Source organism: Bacillus sp. FSL R7-0685, from assembly GCF_038002425.1.
GTDB classification, from domain to species: Bacteria; Bacillota; Bacilli; order Bacillales; family Bacillaceae; genus Bacillus; species Bacillus subtilis.
This window is the reverse complement of the sequence record NZ_JBBOCN010000001.1, coordinates 1448714-1466371: the sequence shown is the minus strand read 5'-3', so window position 1 is coordinate 1466371 and position 17658 is coordinate 1448714. Positions and strand designations below refer to the sequence as shown.

The 17658-nt window shown below is 41.1% G+C and carries 16 protein-coding genes; 7 read left to right on the top strand and 9 right to left on the bottom strand.

Going from position 1 to position 17658, the window contains the following annotated elements:
* Positions 1–7 precede the first annotated feature (7 nt).
* The 3 genes from MKY50_RS07770 (at position 8) to MKY50_RS07760 (ending at position 2460) form a co-directional block, all read left to right on the top strand.
* The gene (locus MKY50_RS07770) at positions 8–502 is read left to right on the top strand and encodes a L,D-transpeptidase family protein (RefSeq protein WP_072174092.1); all 495 of its coding nucleotides are present in this window, start codon (positions 8–10) and stop codon (positions 500–502) included.
* A 75-nt stretch (positions 503–577) separates the two neighbouring features.
* Positions 578–1870 carry an MFS transporter gene (locus MKY50_RS07765; protein ID WP_015252195.1) on the top strand — a complete coding sequence of 431 codons (1293 nt, stop codon included), beginning with the start codon at positions 578–580 and terminating at the stop codon, positions 1868–1870.
* Between the two features lie 125 nt (positions 1871–1995).
* Positions 1996–2460 (top strand): YkyB family protein, encoded by a 465-nt coding sequence (locus MKY50_RS07760; protein WP_003232406.1) that lies wholly within the window; start codon positions 1996–1998, stop codon positions 2458–2460.
* Between the two features lie 43 nt (positions 2461–2503).
* Here MKY50_RS07760 and cheV read toward each other — a convergent pair whose 3' ends face one another.
* Positions 2504–3415 carry a chemotaxis protein CheV gene (gene cheV, locus MKY50_RS07755; protein WP_014476655.1) on the bottom strand — a complete coding sequence of 304 codons (912 nt, stop codon included), beginning with the start codon at positions 3413–3415 and terminating at the stop codon, positions 2504–2506.
* A 203-nt stretch (positions 3416–3618) separates the two neighbouring features.
* Between cheV and MKY50_RS07750 the strand changes: the two genes are divergently transcribed.
* Positions 3619–3780, top strand: coding sequence for a hypothetical protein (locus tag MKY50_RS07750; RefSeq protein WP_003245246.1), 162 nt, complete (start codon positions 3619–3621; stop codon positions 3778–3780).
* 201 nt (positions 3781–3981) lie between these two features.
* Positions 3982–5163: an aminotransferase A gene (locus MKY50_RS07745; RefSeq protein ID WP_014476653.1), complete on the top strand. Its 1182-nt coding sequence runs from the start codon at positions 3982–3984 to the stop codon at positions 5161–5163.
* Between the two features lie 9 nt (positions 5164–5172).
* On the opposite strand, the gene kinA is transcribed toward MKY50_RS07745, so the two are convergent.
* Together kinA and MKY50_RS07735 are read right to left on the bottom strand one after the other, a co-directional pair.
* Positions 5173–6993 carry a sporulation histidine kinase KinA gene (gene kinA, locus MKY50_RS07740; protein ID WP_046380991.1) on the bottom strand — a complete coding sequence of 607 codons (1821 nt, stop codon included), beginning with the start codon at positions 6991–6993 and terminating at the stop codon, positions 5173–5175.
* A 163-nt stretch (positions 6994–7156) separates the two neighbouring features.
* The gene (locus MKY50_RS07735; RefSeq protein WP_130572299.1) at positions 7157–9277 is read right to left on the bottom strand and encodes a peptidoglycan D,D-transpeptidase FtsI family protein; all 2121 of its coding nucleotides are present in this window, start codon (positions 9275–9277) and stop codon (positions 7157–7159) included.
* Positions 9278–9613: 336 nt separating this feature from the next.
* On the opposite strand from MKY50_RS07735, the gene MKY50_RS07730 reads away from it, so the two are divergent.
* Positions 9614–10387 carry a CAP domain-containing protein gene (locus tag MKY50_RS07730; RefSeq protein ID WP_003244693.1) on the top strand — a complete coding sequence of 258 codons (774 nt, stop codon included), beginning with the start codon at positions 9614–9616 and terminating at the stop codon, positions 10385–10387.
* Between the two features lie 39 nt (positions 10388–10426).
* On the opposite strand, the gene MKY50_RS07725 is transcribed toward MKY50_RS07730, so the two are convergent.
* Both MKY50_RS07725 and mcpC read right to left on the bottom strand, forming a co-directional pair.
* Complete coding sequence (locus MKY50_RS07725) at positions 10427–11293, bottom strand: NAD(P)-dependent oxidoreductase (RefSeq protein ID WP_003245029.1); 867 nt, start codon at positions 11291–11293, stop codon at positions 10427–10429.
* A gap of 137 nt (positions 11294–11430) precedes the next feature.
* Positions 11431–13398 carry a methyl-accepting chemotaxis protein McpC gene (gene mcpC / locus MKY50_RS07720; protein ID WP_341116458.1) on the bottom strand — a complete coding sequence of 656 codons (1968 nt, stop codon included), beginning with the start codon at positions 13396–13398 and terminating at the stop codon, positions 11431–11433.
* A gap of 134 nt (positions 13399–13532) precedes the next feature.
* Here mcpC and MKY50_RS07715 point away from each other — a divergent pair, with 134 nt between their 5' ends.
* Positions 13533–14234, top strand: a complete 702-nt coding sequence (locus tag MKY50_RS07715) for a GNAT family N-acetyltransferase (protein ID WP_341116457.1) — start codon at positions 13533–13535, stop codon at positions 14232–14234.
* On the opposite strand, the gene splB is transcribed toward MKY50_RS07715, so the two are convergent.
* The 4 genes from splB to MKY50_RS07695 form a co-directional block, all read right to left on the bottom strand.
* Positions 14227–15255 (bottom strand): spore photoproduct lyase, encoded by a 1029-nt coding sequence (splB, locus tag MKY50_RS07710; RefSeq protein ID WP_041344840.1) that lies wholly within the window; start codon positions 15253–15255, stop codon positions 14227–14229. The genes MKY50_RS07715 and splB overlap by 8 nt on opposite strands.
* 77 nt (positions 15256–15332) lie before the next feature.
* Entirely contained in the window at positions 15333–15572 is a 240-nt protein-coding gene (splA, locus tag MKY50_RS07705) for a splAB operon transcriptional regulator SplA (protein ID WP_072174297.1), read from the bottom strand.
* A gap of 90 nt (positions 15573–15662) precedes the next feature.
* A complete protein-coding gene (ptsP, locus tag MKY50_RS07700; protein ID WP_003218638.1) occupies positions 15663–17375 on the bottom strand; it encodes a phosphoenolpyruvate--protein phosphotransferase in 1713 nt (570 codons plus the stop codon).
* Positions 17375–17641, bottom strand: coding sequence for a phosphocarrier protein HPr (locus MKY50_RS07695; protein ID WP_003154654.1), 267 nt, complete (start codon positions 17639–17641; stop codon positions 17375–17377). Before MKY50_RS07695 ends, ptsP begins: the two co-directional genes overlap by 1 nt.
* Positions 17642–17658: the final 17 nt, after the last annotated feature.

Sequence of the window (17658 nt, the reverse complement as noted above, 5' to 3'; positions counted from 1 at the left end):
GAGGAAACTGCTTACGTACCAGGTGAAGCAAGGTGATACACTGAACAGCATCGCGGCTGATTTCAGAATCAGCACGGCTGCATTACTCCAGGCTAATCCGTCACTGCAGGCAGGGCTCACCGCAGGACAGTCCATAGTCATCCCCGGACTGCCGGACCCTTATACAATTCCGTATCATATCGCAGTCTCAATCGGAGCGAAGACCCTTACGCTGTTCCTAAATAATCGGGTAATGAAAACCTATCCCATCGCCGTTGGTAAAATACTAACGCAAACGCCTACTGGCGAGTTTTACATTATTAACCGCCAGCGCAATCCCGGCGGCCCATTTGGCGCTTATTGGCTGAGCCTTTCAAAGCAGCACTACGGAATACATGGGACGAATAATCCCGCTTCGATTGGTAAGGCTGTTTCTAAAGGCTGCATTCGCATGCATAACAAAGACGTGATCGAACTTGCTTCAATTGTGCCAAACGGAACGAGAGTCACGATTAACCGGTAATGTTTTCTTATTTGTTTCAAAAACAGGCGGTTTATAATATGATAAAGTGGGACCTTTAGGGTAAGGAGCGTTTTTATGGATATATTTAAAAATCGTAATTTTGTTCGTCTATTTTTCGCAGCACTCGCTTCTCAAATGGGCACGACAGTAGGCAACATGGCCTTTGCTTTTTTTTTGCTGGACCGATTCAGTAGCCAGCCTTCATATACGACCTTGGCGGAGCTGATGTATTCTCTTCCGACCATATTTGTATTTCTGATCGTGGGAGTCGTCGCGGACCGGTTTGACAGAAAAAAGGTGGCAGAAAATTGTGATTGGATCAGAGCAGGCCTGACTGTCGTGCTTTTTTTCACTTTATTTACCGGCAATATTCCTCTTGTTTTTTGTATCTTATTTATCAGAAGCGCTGTAACAAAGTTTTTCTTTCCGGCAGAAAACAGTTTGGTACAAGCCATTCTGCCGAAGGAGCATTATGCGAAAGCGGCAGGGCTTAATCAGATGCTTTTTAGCATTTTTATGGTGTTTGGAGTCGGTATAGGCGCATTTATGTACAACACCATCGGTATTGAAGGCGCCATTATTCTTGATTTTGTCAGCTTTATCATTTCCGGGCTGCTCATCCGCAGCTGCCGGATTCCAAAAGAAGCCCGACAGCCAAACGGTGCATTCAGCTGGAGAAAGACTTCTGTTAAGGATTCAATAAATGACTTTAGAGAAGGCATCCTCTATATTTTAAAAAACAAATTGCTGGCATCTCTTATTTTTGGCTTCTTTATTTTTGGATTTGTCAATGGAGGATTCGCCGTATTGCCTATGTTTACAATGAAATATGGATTGGCGCCTGACCGTTATGAGTGGCATACGTCTGTATTTACGATCGCACTCGGGTTTGGGCTGCTGGCAGGCAGCGTAATCGGCACGATCATCTCTAAAAAAGTGAAGCCGCACTTTTTAATGTCGATACCGATTTTCATTGCAGGTTTGCTGATCTTCGTCCTCGGCTACACCAATATTTTATGGGTGTATTACGCGGCAGCTTTTGCACTGGGAATGTGCATCGGACCGATCAACATTGCAATCGGAGGCTGGATGCCCAAAATTGTTCATCCAAAACTGATGGGACGTGTAAGCGGCATGCAGGACCCTTTTATGATGTTTGCACAGTCTTTGACACTCGGCTTAGTTGCGCTGTTATTCCCTAAGTTCGTTTCAAACATTGATTATCTTTATTACGGCATGGGTGTTATCATCCTGATCGTTTTTATTTTTTATTTTATTGCACTGCCAAAATACAGTGCCCAGGCTGTGGAAGTGAATGTTCAGGAAGCATTTCAAGAACAGCCGAAAAAGAAGGCAAGATCTGTATAATGCAGGTTAAAAATGCGCTTTTTTTCTTAGAAAAAAGCGCATTTTTACATTCAATATTTGCATTTCAACTTTAAAAAAGTATAATCTAAACATATAGAAATTGATAAGAGCAAAGGAGAGAAATAATGGACGACCATGCATATACGAAAGATCTGCAGCCAACCGTAGAAAATCTTTCAAAAGCAGTTTACACTGTGAACCGCCATGCAAAAACCGCCCCCAACCCTAAATACCTATATCTGCTGAAAAAACGGGCTTTGCAAAAGCTTGTCAAAGAAGGTAAAGGAAAGAAAATAGGGCTTCATTTTTCAAAAAATCCAAGGTTCAGCCAACAGCAATCGGACGTGCTTATCTCAATCGGAGACTACTATTTTCACATGCCTCCAACTAAAGAAGACTTCGAACATCTTCCGCATTTAGGTACACTTAATCAATCGTACCGAAATCCTAAAGCTCAAATGTCTTTAACAAAAGCGAAACACCTATTGCAAGAATATGTCGGCATGAAAGAAAAGCCGCTAGTGCCAAATCGCCAGCAGCCAGCTTACCATAAACCGGTCTTTAAAAAACTTGGCGAGAGTTACTTTTAAAATAAAAACAGCCGTGCCTCTTTCTGGCAACGGCTGTTTTTATTTATTCAATAACATACGTATCCACTTTTTTAATCAAATCACTAATCTCAGGCTTGCTGATTTGCTCATCTGCGCCTACAACTTCGCCGCGGTGACGCAGATCATCCGTAATTAACGATGAGAAAATCATAACCGGCACATCTGAGCTTTTCGGATTTTCCTTCAGCAGCTTTGTGAGCCTGTGTCCGTCCATTTTTGGCATTTCAATATCAGTGATGATCATATCAATCTGTTCTGATAAATCAGTTTCGTTTTCAGCAAGGTTCATAATGTATTCATATGCCTCTTTTCCATTTTCAAACGAAGCGATATTGTTGTACCCTGCTTCTTTTAGTTCATCCTGCAAGAGGCGCATCAAAAGCGGTGAGTCCTCTACAATGATTAGCTTTTTATCAGTTCTTCTTTCATCGAAGCCCTCGGTATGCATATTATACGTGTCAACACCTGAATCTGATTCAATGTCATAAATAATTTTTTCATAGTCAGGCAAAAAGATCATCAGGTCTTCGAGCTTAATAATCCCGGTAAGGTGCCGCTCCATTCCTTGATTTAACGATGTCGGCTTTTCAATCGCTTCCCAGGATACTCTGTGAATTTGAGAAACAGAGCCGACATGAAAAACAATTTTCCGTTTATTAAATTCAGTCACGATATATTTCTCATCTTTTGATCCTTCAGGCTCTACTCCAAAAAATGAGAAGAGACTGATCACAGGGAGGATTTCTCCTCTGAGTTTAATCATTCCTTCTACATGCTGATGGGAGTGAGGCACTGATGTCACCTCGACAGGCTGAATAATTTCTCTTACCTTCATGACGTTAATTCCGAAAGCATTTTCACCCACGCCAAACTTCACAATTTCTAATTCATTTGTACCAGAATCCAATAAAATTTCGTATTGTTGTAACGACAATTCAATCCCTCGCTATTCGCATTCAGTATTGTACTGTATATATCGGCGTAATTTGTAAAAAGTGAATGGCAGCTCTTCAAAATCGAATTCCGAAGGCAACAAGCCGCGTTCCTCAAAAAAGAAACTTTTTTCCTAATAACCATTGACTTTCCAACTAACAGTGATAAAATAGTCAAGGATTTTTCCAAAGAAGGGTGTAAATAATGGGTACCTTAGTAATATTTAAAGAAAACGAAATGACTGTTTTAGAGGATATCAGTGAAGAAACTTACCTGAATATGAAGAAAGAATCAGCTGACCTTCAAGAAGAGCATCCTCCGTATCTGATTTGGCACGAAGACCTTCATTTTGATTATGGCTATTAATGAAATTGGCACATATAAACAATAATAGAACATGATACAATAAAGACAATCAAATCTCTGGTTGTCTTCTTTTTTTCTGAAAAGAAAGGTATGTTTAGAAAAAAGGCGCATACAATCGAAATATATCAGTTAAAAAGGTGACAAATGATCAGCTAGTGGTAAAATAGGATAAACTCATTATATTTGTTAAGGTGATGAATTATGGAACATTTGCTGAATCCGAAAGCAAGAGAGATCGAAATTTCAGGAATACGCAAATTCTCGAATCTTGTAGCCCAACACGAAGACGTCATTTCACTTACAATCGGCCAGCCTGATTTTTTCACACCGCATCATGTGAAAGCTGCCGCAAAAAAAGCCATTGATGAAAACGTGACGTCATATACTCCGAATGCCGGCTACCTGGAGCTGAGACAAGCTGTGCAGCTTTATATGAAGAAAAAAGCGGATTTCAACTATGATGCTGAATCTGAAATTATCATCACAACAGGCGCAAGCCAAGCCATTGATGCTGCATTCCGGACGATTTTATCTCCCGGTGATGAAGTCATTATGCCAGGGCCTATTTATCCGGGCTATGAACCTATTATCAATTTGTGCGGGGCCAAGCCTGTCATTGTTGATACTACGTCACACGGCTTTAAGCTTACCGCCCGGCTGATTGAAGATGCTCTGACACCCAACACCAAGTGTGTCGTGCTTCCTTATCCGTCAAATCCTACCGGCGTGACTTTATCTGAAGAAGAACTGAAAAGCATCGCAGCCCTTTTAAAAGGCAGAAATGTCTTCGTATTGTCTGATGAAATATACAGTGAATTAACATATGACAGACCGCATTACTCCATCGCAAACCATTTGCGGGATCAAACAATTGTCATTAACGGCTTGTCAAAATCACACAGCATGACCGGTTGGAGAATTGGATTTTTATTCGCACCGAAAGACATTGCAAAGCACATTTTAAAGGTTCATCAATACAATGTGTCGTGCGCCTCATCCATTTCTCAAAAAGCCGCGCTTGAAGCTGTCACAAACGGCTTTGACGACGCATTGATTATGAGAGAACAATACAAAAAACGTCTCGACTATGTTTATGACCGTCTTGTTTCCATGGGACTTGACGTAGTTAAACCGTCCGGTGCGTTTTATATCTTCCCTTCTATTAAATCATTTGGAATGACTTCATTTGATTTTAGTATGGCTCTTTTGGAAGACGCTGGTGTGGCACTCGTGCCGGGCAGCTCGTTCTCAACATATGGTGAAGGATATGTAAGATTGTCTTTTGCGTACTCGCTGGACACGCTGAGAGAAGGCCTGGACCGTTTAGAATTATTTGTATTAAAAAAACGTGAAGCAATGCAGACGATAAACAACGGCGTTTAAGCCGTTGTTTTATTTTTTTGGAAATGAAATTTTAAACGCTGTGCCTTTTTCAGGATGGCTGTCCACATGTATAACTCCCTGATGGTTTTCAATGATATTAAATGTCACCATTAATCCAAGCCCCGTACCTTTTTCTTTTGTTGTTAAAAATGGCTCTCCAATCCGGTTTAGTACCTTTTCAGGTATACCTTCCCCTTCGTCTTTGACAGTAACATGAACAGAATGCTCATCTTCGGTTATGATAATGTCTACTGTTCCCCCATCAGGCATTGATTCAACTGCATTTTTGATTAAATTAATGAATACCTGCTTTAATTGGTTTTGATCCCCGTTTATATAAATGCTGTCTTTTTCATAACTTGTTCTGATAAAAATGCCATTTAAATTCGCCTGCGTTTCTAACAGGGCTGAAACCTCACCAATTAATTTTTTCAAGTTCAAATATTCTTTGACAGCATTTTGCTGAGGTTTCGCCAGCATGAGCAATTCACTGAGTATTAATTCGATACGGCTGAGTTCAGAAAACACAATATCAAAGTAATGTTCGTTGCCTTCCATTGTCGGTTTCATCAGCTGTAAAAATCCTTTGATCGCTGTAAGAGGGTTCCGGATCTCATGGGCGATTCCCGCCGCGAGCTGCCCTGCGATTGATAATTTTTCCGATTTCAGCATCAATTCTTCTGTTTGTTTTCTCTCTGAGATGTCCCGAAGAATGACCTGGACGGCCGCTTCACCAAAAAAGGTCGTCGGAATGCAGACCATCTCCGTATAGATGACCCTGTTCTGAAAGGTGAACCAGGATTGCTTGACAATTTCAGATTCTGATTTTTGCTCGGCAATGTTTTGGATTCTCTCTTTTACATCCTCGTGATCGCAAGGATGCAGCTGATCGTATATGTTTTTGCCAATTAAATCCTCATATGTAGCCGCTTCAAACAGGGAAATTCCAGACTCATTCATAAATACCCATTTTCCATTGTGAATCACCGCAATGGTATCAATGGAATTTTGAATCAGCAGCTGATATCGTTCACGGCTTTTTTGCAGGATGGTTTGGAATTTTTTTCTTGAAGAGATATCGATCAGCAGCAGCAGCTCAGCCTGCTGGTTTTTGTAGACGGTCGGGGATGCTTTCACTTCTAAATGAACAGGTGTGCCATCAAGCCTTTTCCACGTCTGTTCAATCATTCCGACTTCCATTCCTTTTTGCATTCGTATAATCCTGTTTTTCACGATATCATGATATTCTTCTTCAATAAATTCATAGGACCATTTACCAATAATAGCATCCTTGCTTTTGGCTCCCAGCATTGAAAGCATCGCGCTGTTTACATAGACGATCTTGCCTTTGACACTGATGCATAGCGGACTCGGGAGATTTTCAACCAACCGTTCATAATCATCCGTTATATATGTAGTCGATTCCGGGCTTGCAGGTTCGATTTCATGTTTTTCGCAGTTTAGGGATTGATGGCCTGTTTCTTCTTCAAGAACCTTCATTTTCAAAATGATTTCCCGTTCTGTCCGCTCAGCTCTTGTCGTAACAATATCTACCGCAGCCTCCACCCACACAATCGTATGATCTTTTTTAATAAAACGAAAGGTGCACGGCATCAGATGATGTTCATTATAAAAATAGCTTTCAACCAAAAATTGGTCTTCCTCATGCAGAAACGTTTTGAGGAATGATCCGATCATCTCTCCTTGGAGATAGCCCAAATGCAGTTTGGAGTTGGCAGATATATAAATGATGCGTCCATTAGAGGCCAAGACTGCATGAATATCGGTTTTTGTTTGAAGTGGTTTAACATGCTGCGTATCCTGTTCCACAGAATCCCTCCTTTGCATGATCATCGTGTTTCGACATATACAGATTGACTTTTACCTAGTATGATTCGCTAGAAAATGAGTATTCTCCTTCTATTCTTATGGTGAACGTCAATTTTTGAATAAAAGAAAGGGCACACAATCTTTTCGTTGTGCACCCTGTTTTTTATTTTTTACTGTGTTTTTTTTCGAGCTCTGCGTAGGCGTGGATAGCTCTTTTGGCAATAATTTTATTGATCTTATCATCATCATTTACTGATGGAACAACAACACTAAAAGCCACTTTTGGATTTTTCGATGGGTAATAGCCGACAAAAGTCAGATTGTATGTTTTTTTCCCCCACCAGTTGCGATTCGTGCCGTAGTAAAATGTTTCCGCTGTTCCCGTTTTCCCTGATACATCTTCTGTAAACGTATTTTTTGCTGTCCCTGAAGTGGTAACTAGCTTCATTCCGGTCTTCACCTGCTGAATGTCACTTTCTGAGTTGTTAATTTTGTTGAGAATGTTTGGCTTTCTTTGTTCAATGGTCTTCCCAAGGCCTTCTTTTTTGCTGGGCTCATGGATACTTGTAACAATTCTTGGCTGAACACGGTAGCCCCCATTGGCAATTGATGAGATGTACTGTGCCATTTGAAGCGGTGTATATGTATCGTATTGTCCAATGGCCAAGTCTAAAATTAACCCCCCTACCGCATCAGGTGTAGTTTGCATTCCGGCTGATTCCTGCGGAAGATCAATACCTGTCTTTACTCCCAGGCCAAATTGGCTGTAGTAATTTCTCATTTTGTTTAAATCCTTCTGGTCAGCAGGAAGAGGTCCATACGGCTTGTATGTGACACCGGCAATGTGCATGGCAACATTAAACATATATACGTTTGAACTTTTTTGCAGAGCGGTTAATTCATTGATGGTTCCCATGTTCATGTAGGATTTCTTCGGTTTGTTACCGTATCCTGCTAAATAAAGAGGTGTATCAACAAAATATTTATAATGCGGGATCCCGTCCTGATAGCCGGCTAGCACGGTGGCCCCCTTTACTGCTGATCCCATTTCATATTGGGTGGTAAATGCCCCTATCGCATAATCTTCAATTTTGTTGGTTTTTAAATCTATCTTTTTCCCTGCCATCGATAAAATATCGCCGTTATTCGGGTCCATCATCACGGCAAAGGCTCTGTCAAGCATGTAATTTCCGCGTGCACGGCTGTTTCTTACTTCTTCTTCAATGATCTTTTCTACCTTTGCCTGAAGCTCCATGTCAAAAGCAAGCTGAAGATCGTATCCCCTGCTGCCTTTATCAATGGTTTTTTGGCTGACGACATTTCCTTTATTATCTTCTACGTATTCCACTTTTTCTTTATGCGAATTTAAATATTCTTCATATTGATACTCTAAATAACTTTTTCCCACCCTGTCATTATTCGCATAGCCTCTTGTTAAGTAGAAATCTTTCCGGTCGCTCAGCAGGCCCTGATCAGGTGTCGTGACGCCCCCGAAAACAGAATAAAGGGTTTTGTCATAAGGATATTTTCGTGTCCAATCGTTTACGATATCGATTCCCGGAAGTTCTTCTAAATGCTCAGAAACAATGGAAATTTCATCATATGTTAAGTCATTTTTTGGTCTTTGCGAGGAGTTTTTCTTCTCATCAAGCAGCGCTCCGTTTTTTCCATTGCTATTGCTCTTATTTGGATTCATTGCCTTTACGATTTGAGGTTCGTAAGCATTTCCGCTTGAAAACCTTGTATATATCGCAGCAGTTTCCATTTCTTCGTCATCTTGCTGAATAGCCTTTAATTCTTGATCCGGAACACGCTCTATTTGAAGCTTGTAAGCTTGGTCTCCTTTCAGATTGCTTTCTGATTCCTTAAGCAGAGCGGCGGCTTTTTTCGGATGAGCTGCGATCCAGTAATCACGAAGATCCCTTTCCTTCAAAAATTCGGTATCAATATGAATGAAAGAAGCAAGCCGCTTCGCTGTTTTGATTTTATCTTCTGTTTTTGTGCTAGATGTTGATACATACACAATTTCTGGAACGCTCTGGTTGTCGACAGCAACTTTCTGGTTTCTGTCGTACATCTTCCCGCGAGGCGCAGGATAGTAAGCTGTTTTTGCATTTGATTTCTCAGCGTCTTCTTCATGCTGTTCGCCTTCAACAATTTGAACAACCCCGAGCTTAAAAATTAATGCAGTGAATAGAACAAAGACAGCTAGGAAAAAAAGGTTCATTCTGATTGCTCTGTTTCCTTTGCTCTTTTTCTTTGGTTCACGTCCTATTTCAGTCACTTCTGGTTACCCCTCTCAAATCATTCAATATATTTACATATACTGAGATTAATTGTAACACCTTTGTAATAGTTGTTACAGCGAAAAGGAGTAAAAAAAGCTGTCAATATAAAAACACATTAAAATATAACTAACGGTTCAAAAAAAAGGAAGCTATGTAACGGTACGATAAAATCATATATACCGCTGATTCCCTTATTCTTAGTGATTCAACGGATTTACTTTACGAAAATGACAATCTCTATTTGTCAAAGGAAATTGCTGGAATCTTTATGACAAAAAAGCTATGTTATGATTTTTCTGTAGAAACAAACAACTCTAGGAGGTTACGAACTAATGAAGAAAGCATTTATTTTATCTGCTGCCGCTGCGGTTGGATTATTCACATTCGGGGGCGTACAGCAAGCATCAGCGAAAGAACTCTCCTGCCAGCCTGTGGTTACAGTAAAAACGGGGAACACAGTACAAAACATGTCACTTAACGATGCAGTGAAAAAACTGCATATTAACACAAATATCAAAACGTTAAACGCTGCAAACGAAAAAGAGATGAAGCAGCTTCTTCAAAAACATGCGAAGCAATCTAACGTGAAAGTTCAGGATGTTCAAAAGACAGAAACGGCCAAACCTGCACAAAAGACTACTGAAAAAGCAGCTGCTGATCAAAACACTGCTTCTAAAGCACCCGCAACTGCTGAAAAAACAAACACAACAACATCTGCACCTTCATCTGTAAGTGCATATGAGAAAAAAGTTGTTGAACTTACAAATGCAGAAAGACAAAAACAAGGATTAAAGCCGCTTCAAATTGATGAAACGTTAAGCAAATCCGCACGCGCAAAATCTCAGGATATGAAAGACAAAAACTACTTTGATCACCAAAGCCCAACATACGGCTCACCGTTTGATATGATGAAATCTTTCGGAATCAGCTACAAAACAGCAGGTGAAAACATTGCGAAGGGCCAAAAGACACCAGAAGAAGTAGTAAAAGCTTGGATGAACAGTGAAGGACACAGAAAAAACATTCTAAACCCTAACTTTACTCACATCGGTGTTGGTTACGTTGAGTCTGGAAGCATCTGGACACAACAATTCATCGGAAAATAATAAAAAAAAGATTGCCTGTTTCGTACAGGCAATCTTTTTTTATTTCACCCAAAGCTTATAGATACTCTGTGTTCCGCTGTTTTCTTCACCTTGAGCAGCTAGCTTGTCATATAAGGATTTTGCGAGCGACAAGCCTGGCATTTCTTCCCCCATTAATTCTGCTTCCTCTAGTGCGATTCCCATATCCTTAATAAAATGCTTCACATAAAATCCCGGTTCAAAGTTGCCTTGCAGCATACGGGGAGCAAGATTTGACAGTGACCAGCTTCCGGCTGCGCCCGTTGTGATGCTTTTCAGAACATTTTCCGGCTCTAGGCCTGATTTTTGGGCATAAGCCATCGCTTCAGCAACACCGATCATACCGGCTGCAATTGCAATCTGATTGCACATCTTGGTATGCTGTCCGCTTCCAGCCGGTCCTTGATACTGAATATTCTCTCCCATTAAAGAGAAAATCGGCATGCAGGCTTCAAAAGCTTCTTTTTCTCCACCGACCATAATCGCGAGTGTTCCGTTTTGTGCACCGATGTCTCCACCGGAAACAGGAGCGTCTAAAGCGAACAATGCTTTTTCTTTGGCCGCTTCAGCAATCTTCTTCGCAAGCGAAGGCTTAGATGTCGTCATATCAATAAGATATGCCCCTTCTTTTGCGTTTTCAATAATTCCATTGCTTCCGAAATACACTTCTTCAACATCACTGGGATAGCCGACCATTGTGATGATAACATCCGCTTCTTTCGAAAGATCTTTGACCGTATCTTTCCAGATCGCGCCTTTTTGAAGTATGCTTTCTGCTTTTTCTTTTGTCCGGGTGTACACCAATACAGGATGGCCGTCATTGAGAATATGTGATGCCATGCTTTTTCCCATTACTCCAAGACCGATAAAACCAATTGTTTTTTTCAAGGTCATTCCTCCCAGATGTTTCGTTTAGATTTTAGTTAAAATTTATCATTTTTCCTTCATTTTCTAGACTACCATATCTATTCATCTTATAAAATAAAAAATCCCCAAAACAAATGATGTTTGGGGATGTAATTGGATTACAATGTGAATTTTGCAATTGTGTTCATAAGCTCTTGGCTTGCATGTTTTAGTGTTTCCGTTGAGTGTTTGACTTTCTCAAGGGTGACAAGCTGTTCATCGGTTGATGCGTTCACTTCCTCTGCTGCGGCAGCTGATTCCTGTGATATGGCTGAAATGCTTTGAATAGCTTCAGATATCGCAAGCTGTTCTTCACTCATTCTTTGAATTTCCGCGTAAATGTGATCAATACCTTGTACCAGTGACTGCATTTCTGCAGTTATCGTATTTAATACCTCTCCAGTTTCGTGAATGGCACTGTTTTGTTCATCATTCATTCTGCTTGCCTCAACCATCGCGTGAGAGGCCTCTTTTGTCTCAAGCTGGATAAGCTTCACAGTCTCGCTGATATGCTTTGTAGAAAGGGCTGATTGCTCAGCTAACTTCCGCACTTCATCGGCTACGACGGCAAAACCGCGCCCGCTTTCTCCGGCTCTGGCTGCCTCAATACTGGCATTTAAGGCAAGCAAGTTGGTTTGATCAGATATGTTTGAAATCGCTGTAACGACTTCTTCAATATTCTTAGTTTGATTTTCCAAATCCAGCAGCATCGTTTCAACCTTTTTCGTTTCCATATTGGCTTCGTTTGATTTCATCAGCAGCTGGCCGAGCGCATCAAGTCCTTTATAGCTTGCATCCTCGGACGATTTTGAGCGTTCTTTAATTCCGCCTGCCTCCTCAGCGATTTGCCTGATTTTCGTTGACAGGCTTTCCGATTTTTCATTAATGGTTTCAACTTCAGAAGCCTGTTCCGATGCCCCTGCGGCTACTTCTTCAATCGCTTTTGCAATTTGTCCGCTTGTTTCATTAGTTTCGGCAGAGACAGCCGTTAGTTGTTCAGAGGTGTCAGATACTTTCCCTGAAGAGAGTCTCACTTGCTCAACCATTTCCTTCATATTTTCAACCATCAGATTGAAATCTCTTGTTAAAATACCGACTTCATCCTTAGATTTTGATTCCGCGCGCACTGTTAAATCGCCTGCGGAAACAGCTTTCGTTTTTACGATCAGCTGCTGTATCGGACCGGTTATCGTTTTGGCCAGGAAGTAGCTGAGAATAATTGTTATGATAAGCGCAATCAATGATATCCAAAGATTTGCCCGATTCATTTTATCTGAAATCCACATTAATTGATCGGTATCAAACTGCGTTCCGACCTTCCAGCCCGTTTCGCCAATCGTTTGGTACACAACCATTTTCCCATTCACATCTTGTATTCCTTGTTTCTCGGATGCGATGGTTTGCAGTGTTTGATCCTTTGATATATTTTTTCCTTGATTTGACGGATGGGCTAAAAGATTGCCGCTCGCATCAGCTAAAAAGGCAAATCCTTTGTAAGGCACCTTTTGTTTATTGACCATACTCTGGATAGCAGAGAGTTTCAAGTCATAGCTGGCAACCCCTATCACTTTTTGCCCGTCTAAGATCGCTTTCGATGCAGTAACAATCATGTCTCCTGTCACGACATCTTTATAAGGTTCCGTCCAAACAACTTGATCCGGGGTTTCAGCTGCAAGCTTATACCATGGTCTTGATGTTGGATCGTAATCCTCAGCGAAATCCGCTTTTGGATATGTAAACATTTCTTTTTTTGCGGTGCCTATGTAAGCCATCGCAACATAATCATCGTTATCTTTGATTTGCTTAATGTCATCGTGAAACAGCCGAGCAACTTCTTTACTTGGTTTCGTTACAAATGTATGCGTTAATTCCCCATTAGCCAATCTTGATAACGAAATGGCATAACTCTTTAATTGCAATTCAATATTTTGTTCAAGTGACTGCGTCACGTTTTGAGTTGTATTTTTCCCATCCTCTGTAATCATCGGTTTTAGCGTCAAATAAGAAGACAGCATTAAAAGAACAACTGTGACGATTAACATAATCGAAACAAAAACAGCAATCTTCATGTGAAGTTTTTTAAACAAACCAATCCCCTCCTAATTTCTATATCGGCCCTTTCGTTTGAAAAATGAATAATCAAAAAATAAATTATAAGAAAATCGGAATATATTTACTGAAAATTCAATCTTCGTTATAATGAAACAACATAAGGAGAGTGATGATCATACTAAAACAAATGTATGTGCATGACGGCAGAAAATTTGAGGCTCTGACCATCAGAAACTACACTGAGACTGACATCGAGAGGCTGATTTCTCTTCAAAAAGAATGTTTCCCTCCTCCGTTTCCCCAGGAATTGCTGTGGTCAGAGGACCAGCTTGCCAGCCATATCAAAACCTTTCCAGAAGGCGCTTTATGCGCGCTCATCAATGGCAGAATTATCGGTTCCATGACTGCTCTTATTGTACAATTTGAGCCTGATTCTCCTGATCATACATGGGCACAAGCAACAGACAACGGATCGATTAAAAACCATGAACCTCATGGAAATACTTTATATGTAGTGGATATTTCTGTTTCTCCTCATTATCGAAAGCTTGGAATCGGAAAATGGCTGATGAATACGATGTATGAGCTGACTGTTGATAAGAGACTGGAGCGCCTTCTCGGCGGCGGCCGCATTCCTTTATATCATAAATACGCACACGAGATCAGCGCTGTTCAGTACGTTGAAGATGTGATGGAAGGCAGGAAAAACGACCCTGTGCTGTCCTTTCTCCTCCGTTGCGGGCGTTCACCTATTCGTGTAGTCAGCAATTATGTAGAGGATAAAGAATCATTGAATTACGGTGTTTTGATGGAATGGAAAAATCCTTTTTATAAAAAGAGAGCTGTTGATCACAACAGCCCGTTTAAGTGAAATATTCAATTTTCGCGTTAGGGAAAAAGGTATCAATATAGGATTCAAGTGCTTCTCGAAGTGCATGCTCTTCATCTTTCTGATAAATATATTTTCCGATCCCGTAACGGCCCCATTTATAACGGCGCTTTTCTTCATCTAATTCGAGCTTCGTCTTCGGATAATTTTTCTCTATCACTCGTTTGGCCGGTTTTGTAAAACGGTGTTGAATTAATTCAAACGTTATGTTATGTCTAACGTCCTGCGGCAAAGCAGCATCAAGCTTTTCAAACAGATGTCTGTATCCTTCTTCCCAGCCTTCATGAATATAAATCGGAGCAACAATAAAGCCTAGCGGGTAGCCTGCTTTTGCAACTTTTACTGCTGCTTCTATCCGCTTATCAAGAGGTGAAGTTCCCGGCTCAAAGTTTTTAATCACATAGTCGGCATTAATACTGAATCTGAATCTCGTTTTCCCGTTATGCTTTGCGTCTAATAGGTGATCGACATGATGAAATTTCGTTACAAATCGGAGCTTTCCGAGATCACTTTGGCCAAAATGTTCAATGGCGCGCTTCAGCGTGTGTGTCAGATGATCAATTCCTACAATGTCTGACGTACATGATGCTTCGAACCTTGTGAACTCTGGTGCGCGCTCCTTCATATACTTATCTGCCTGATCTAAAATCTCTTCGACGTTTACATAAGTTCTGATATACGGCTTTGATCCCATGGTTGTTTGCAGGTAGCAGTAATGACAATGCCCCATACAGCCTGTTGCAAACGGAATGGCATATTCAGCCGAGGGTTTGGATGAATCAAACTTTAATGTTTTCCGGACACCGATAACTAAAGTTGATTTCGCATTGCGATATTGCTGAAGATGATTTTTCCCAGGAATATTACGCACCTGATTGTGGGATGTTGTTTCTCTGATTTCAATGCCCATATTCTCAAATTTTTCTTGTAATTCTTGGCCTAGCGGATATTCCAGCGCCCTCGGTTCTATATATACAAGCTGCGGAACAAATGGGTTCTGCATGATGCCACATCCTTTTCCTTTACTAACGTTACTTTTCTCACTAGGCGGAAAGGATATGAGTTGTAATGATTTCCTTGTTACTCATACGGATCAATATCAAAGAGTTCTTTGTAAAGCGATTTAGCTTCTTCATAGCTTGCAAACACAGCATCGTCCTCTGCGAACGGATGATAGGTTTCATAAATAAACAGGGAAAGCTCGCCTTCATGGTATGGATGGTGCACAATTTTGGCTTCCTTTATGTGGGCTACATTGGCGGCGTGCGGATTTCTGTAGATCACATAAACAGTATCTCCTGCGTTAAATTGGTTTGACATACTATCCCTCCTAGCCATGTTATTGTGTCCTTCTATACCCTTACTTATGAAAAAAACCAGACAGGCCGTAGGCCGTCTGGTTTTTGTACATTACTTGAAGGTTTCTTTTACGAACGCGACAACTTCTTCTGTCGTGCTCATAGATAAGATTTTCTCTTTGAATGACTCAGCTTCTTGTTTAGACAATTTGCTGATCTGTGTTCTTGCCGGAAGAATAGACGTTGCGCTCATTGAGAACTCATCTAAGCCTAAGCCGAGAAGGATTGGAATCGCAATCTCGTCTCCTGCCATTTCTCCGCACATGCCAACCCATTTTCCTTCTTTGTGTGCTGCTTCAATTACCAGTGTAATTAAGCGAAGGATTGCCGGGTTGTATGGCTGATACAGGTAAGATACACGTTCATTCATACGGTCAGCTGCCATTGTGTATTGGATCAAATCGTTTGTACCGATACTGAAGAAATCAACCTCTTTAGCAAACTGATCAGCGATGACTGCAGTTGACGGAATCTCAACCATCATTCCGACTTCAATATCGTCAGATACAGCCTGTCCCGCTTTTACGAGCTTTTCTTTCTCTTCAAGAAGGATCGCTTTTGCTTCTTTGAATTCGTTAACTGTCGCAATCATAGGGAACATGATTTTCAAGTTTCCGTATGTACTTGCACGAAGCAGCGCGCGAAGCTGTGTTCTGAAGATTTCTTGCTCTTCAAGGCAAAGACGAATCGCTCTATATCCCAGGAACGGGTTCATTTCTTTAGGAAGCTGCAGGTAAGGAAGCTCTTTGTCTCCGCCGATATCAAGTGTCCGCACGACGACTGATTTTCCTTCCATACGCTCAAGAACCGTTTTGTAAGCATCAAACTGCTCATCTTCTGTAGGTAGCTGATCTCTTCCCATGTAAAGGAATTCTGTACGGTAAAGGCCAACTGCTTCTCCGCCGTTTTCAAGAACACCTTTTACATCATCAGGAGTACCGATGTTCGCTGCAAGCTCTACATGATGTCCATCTTTTGAGACAGTCGGTTCATTGACAAGCTTCGCCCACTCAGCTTTTTGAGCCAAATAAGCATTATGTTTTTCTTCATACTCTTTTACAGTTTCCGCAGATGGGTCAATAATGACATCGCCATTGATACCGTCAACGATAACAGTCACGCCGTTTTGGATCGTGCCTGTAGCCGCTTTCGTTCCAACAACTGCTGGAATCTCAAGAGAACGTGCCATGATGGCAGAGTGAGATGTGCGTCCGCCGATATCAGTAGTGAATCCTTTTACGAACTCACGGTTTAATTGAGCTGTGTCAGACGGTGTTAAGTCTTCAGCTACAATAATAACCTCTTCTGAGATCATGCTTGGGTTTGGAATTTCGACGCCAAGCAGGTGGCCGGTTACGCGTTTTGTTACATCGCGGATATCTGCCGCACGCTCTTTCATATATTCGTTGTCCATAGATTCAAACATGGTAACGAACATAGAAGACGTTTCTTTTAAAGCGAATTCAGCGTTCACTGAATCAGTGCTGATTTTTTCTTTCACAGGGTTCAGAAGCTCAGGGTCACTGAGAACTAAAAGGTGAGCAGAAAAAATATCAGCTTTATCCTGACCCAGTTCTTTCAAAGCGTGCTCTTTGATTTTTTCGAGCTCTTCTTTTGAACGTGCAATCGCTTCATCAAAACGGCTTACTTCCGCTTCAGAATCAGAGATGTTTTTCTTTTCAACCGTTAAATCTGGCTCTTCAAGCCGGTATGCTTTTGCAATCGCGATGCCGGCTGAAGCACCAATCCCTTTTAATTCTTGCATTACTCGCCGAGTCCTTCGCTTTTCATTGTTTCTTCTAAAGCGTTAAGAGCATCGTTTTCGTCAGCTCCGGAAGCAGAGATTGTGATCTCAGCGCCTTTAGCGATACCTAAAGACATAACACCCATAATAGATTTAAGGTTAACTGTTTTGCCGTTATATTCTAAATTAACGTCAGCGTCGTATTTGCTAGCAGTTTGTACAAGAACTGTCGCAGGACGAGCATGGATTCCAGAATCTGCAGTTACTTTAAATGTTTTTTGTGCCATTTTTATCATTCTCCTTT

What these genes read in the sequence shown, in the direction of transcription:
- MKY50_RS07765 (WP_015252195.1), top strand. Translation starts at nt 578, where the DNA reads ATGGATATATTTAAAAATCGTAATTTTGTTCGTCTATTTTTCGCAGCA.
- MKY50_RS07760 (WP_003232406.1), top strand. Translation starts at nt 1,996, where the DNA reads ATGGACGACCATGCATATACGAAAGATCTGCAGCCAACCGTAGAAAAT.
- MKY50_RS07750 (WP_003245246.1), top strand. Translation starts at nt 3,619, where the DNA reads ATGGGTACCTTAGTAATATTTAAAGAAAACGAAATGACTGTTTTAGAG.
- MKY50_RS07745 (WP_014476653.1), top strand. Translation starts at nt 3,982, where the DNA reads ATGGAACATTTGCTGAATCCGAAAGCAAGAGAGATCGAAATTTCAGGA.
- MKY50_RS07730 (WP_003244693.1), top strand. Translation starts at nt 9,614, where the DNA reads ATGAAGAAAGCATTTATTTTATCTGCTGCCGCTGCGGTTGGATTATTC.
- MKY50_RS07715 (WP_341116457.1), top strand. Translation starts at nt 13,533, where the DNA reads ATGATCATACTAAAACAAATGTATGTGCATGACGGCAGAAAATTTGAG.
- splB (WP_041344840.1), bottom strand. Translation starts at nt 15,255, where the DNA reads ATGCAGAACCCATTTGTTCCGCAGCTTGTATATATAGAACCGAGGGCG.
- splA (WP_072174297.1), bottom strand. Translation starts at nt 15,572, where the DNA reads ATGTCAAACCAATTTAACGCAGGAGATACTGTTTATGTGATCTACAGA.
- ptsP (WP_003218638.1), bottom strand. Translation starts at nt 17,375, where the DNA reads ATGCAAGAATTAAAAGGGATTGGTGCTTCAGCCGGCATCGCGATTGCA.
- MKY50_RS07695 (WP_003154654.1), bottom strand. Translation starts at nt 17,641, where the DNA reads ATGGCACAAAAAACATTTAAAGTAACTGCAGATTCTGGAATCCATGCT.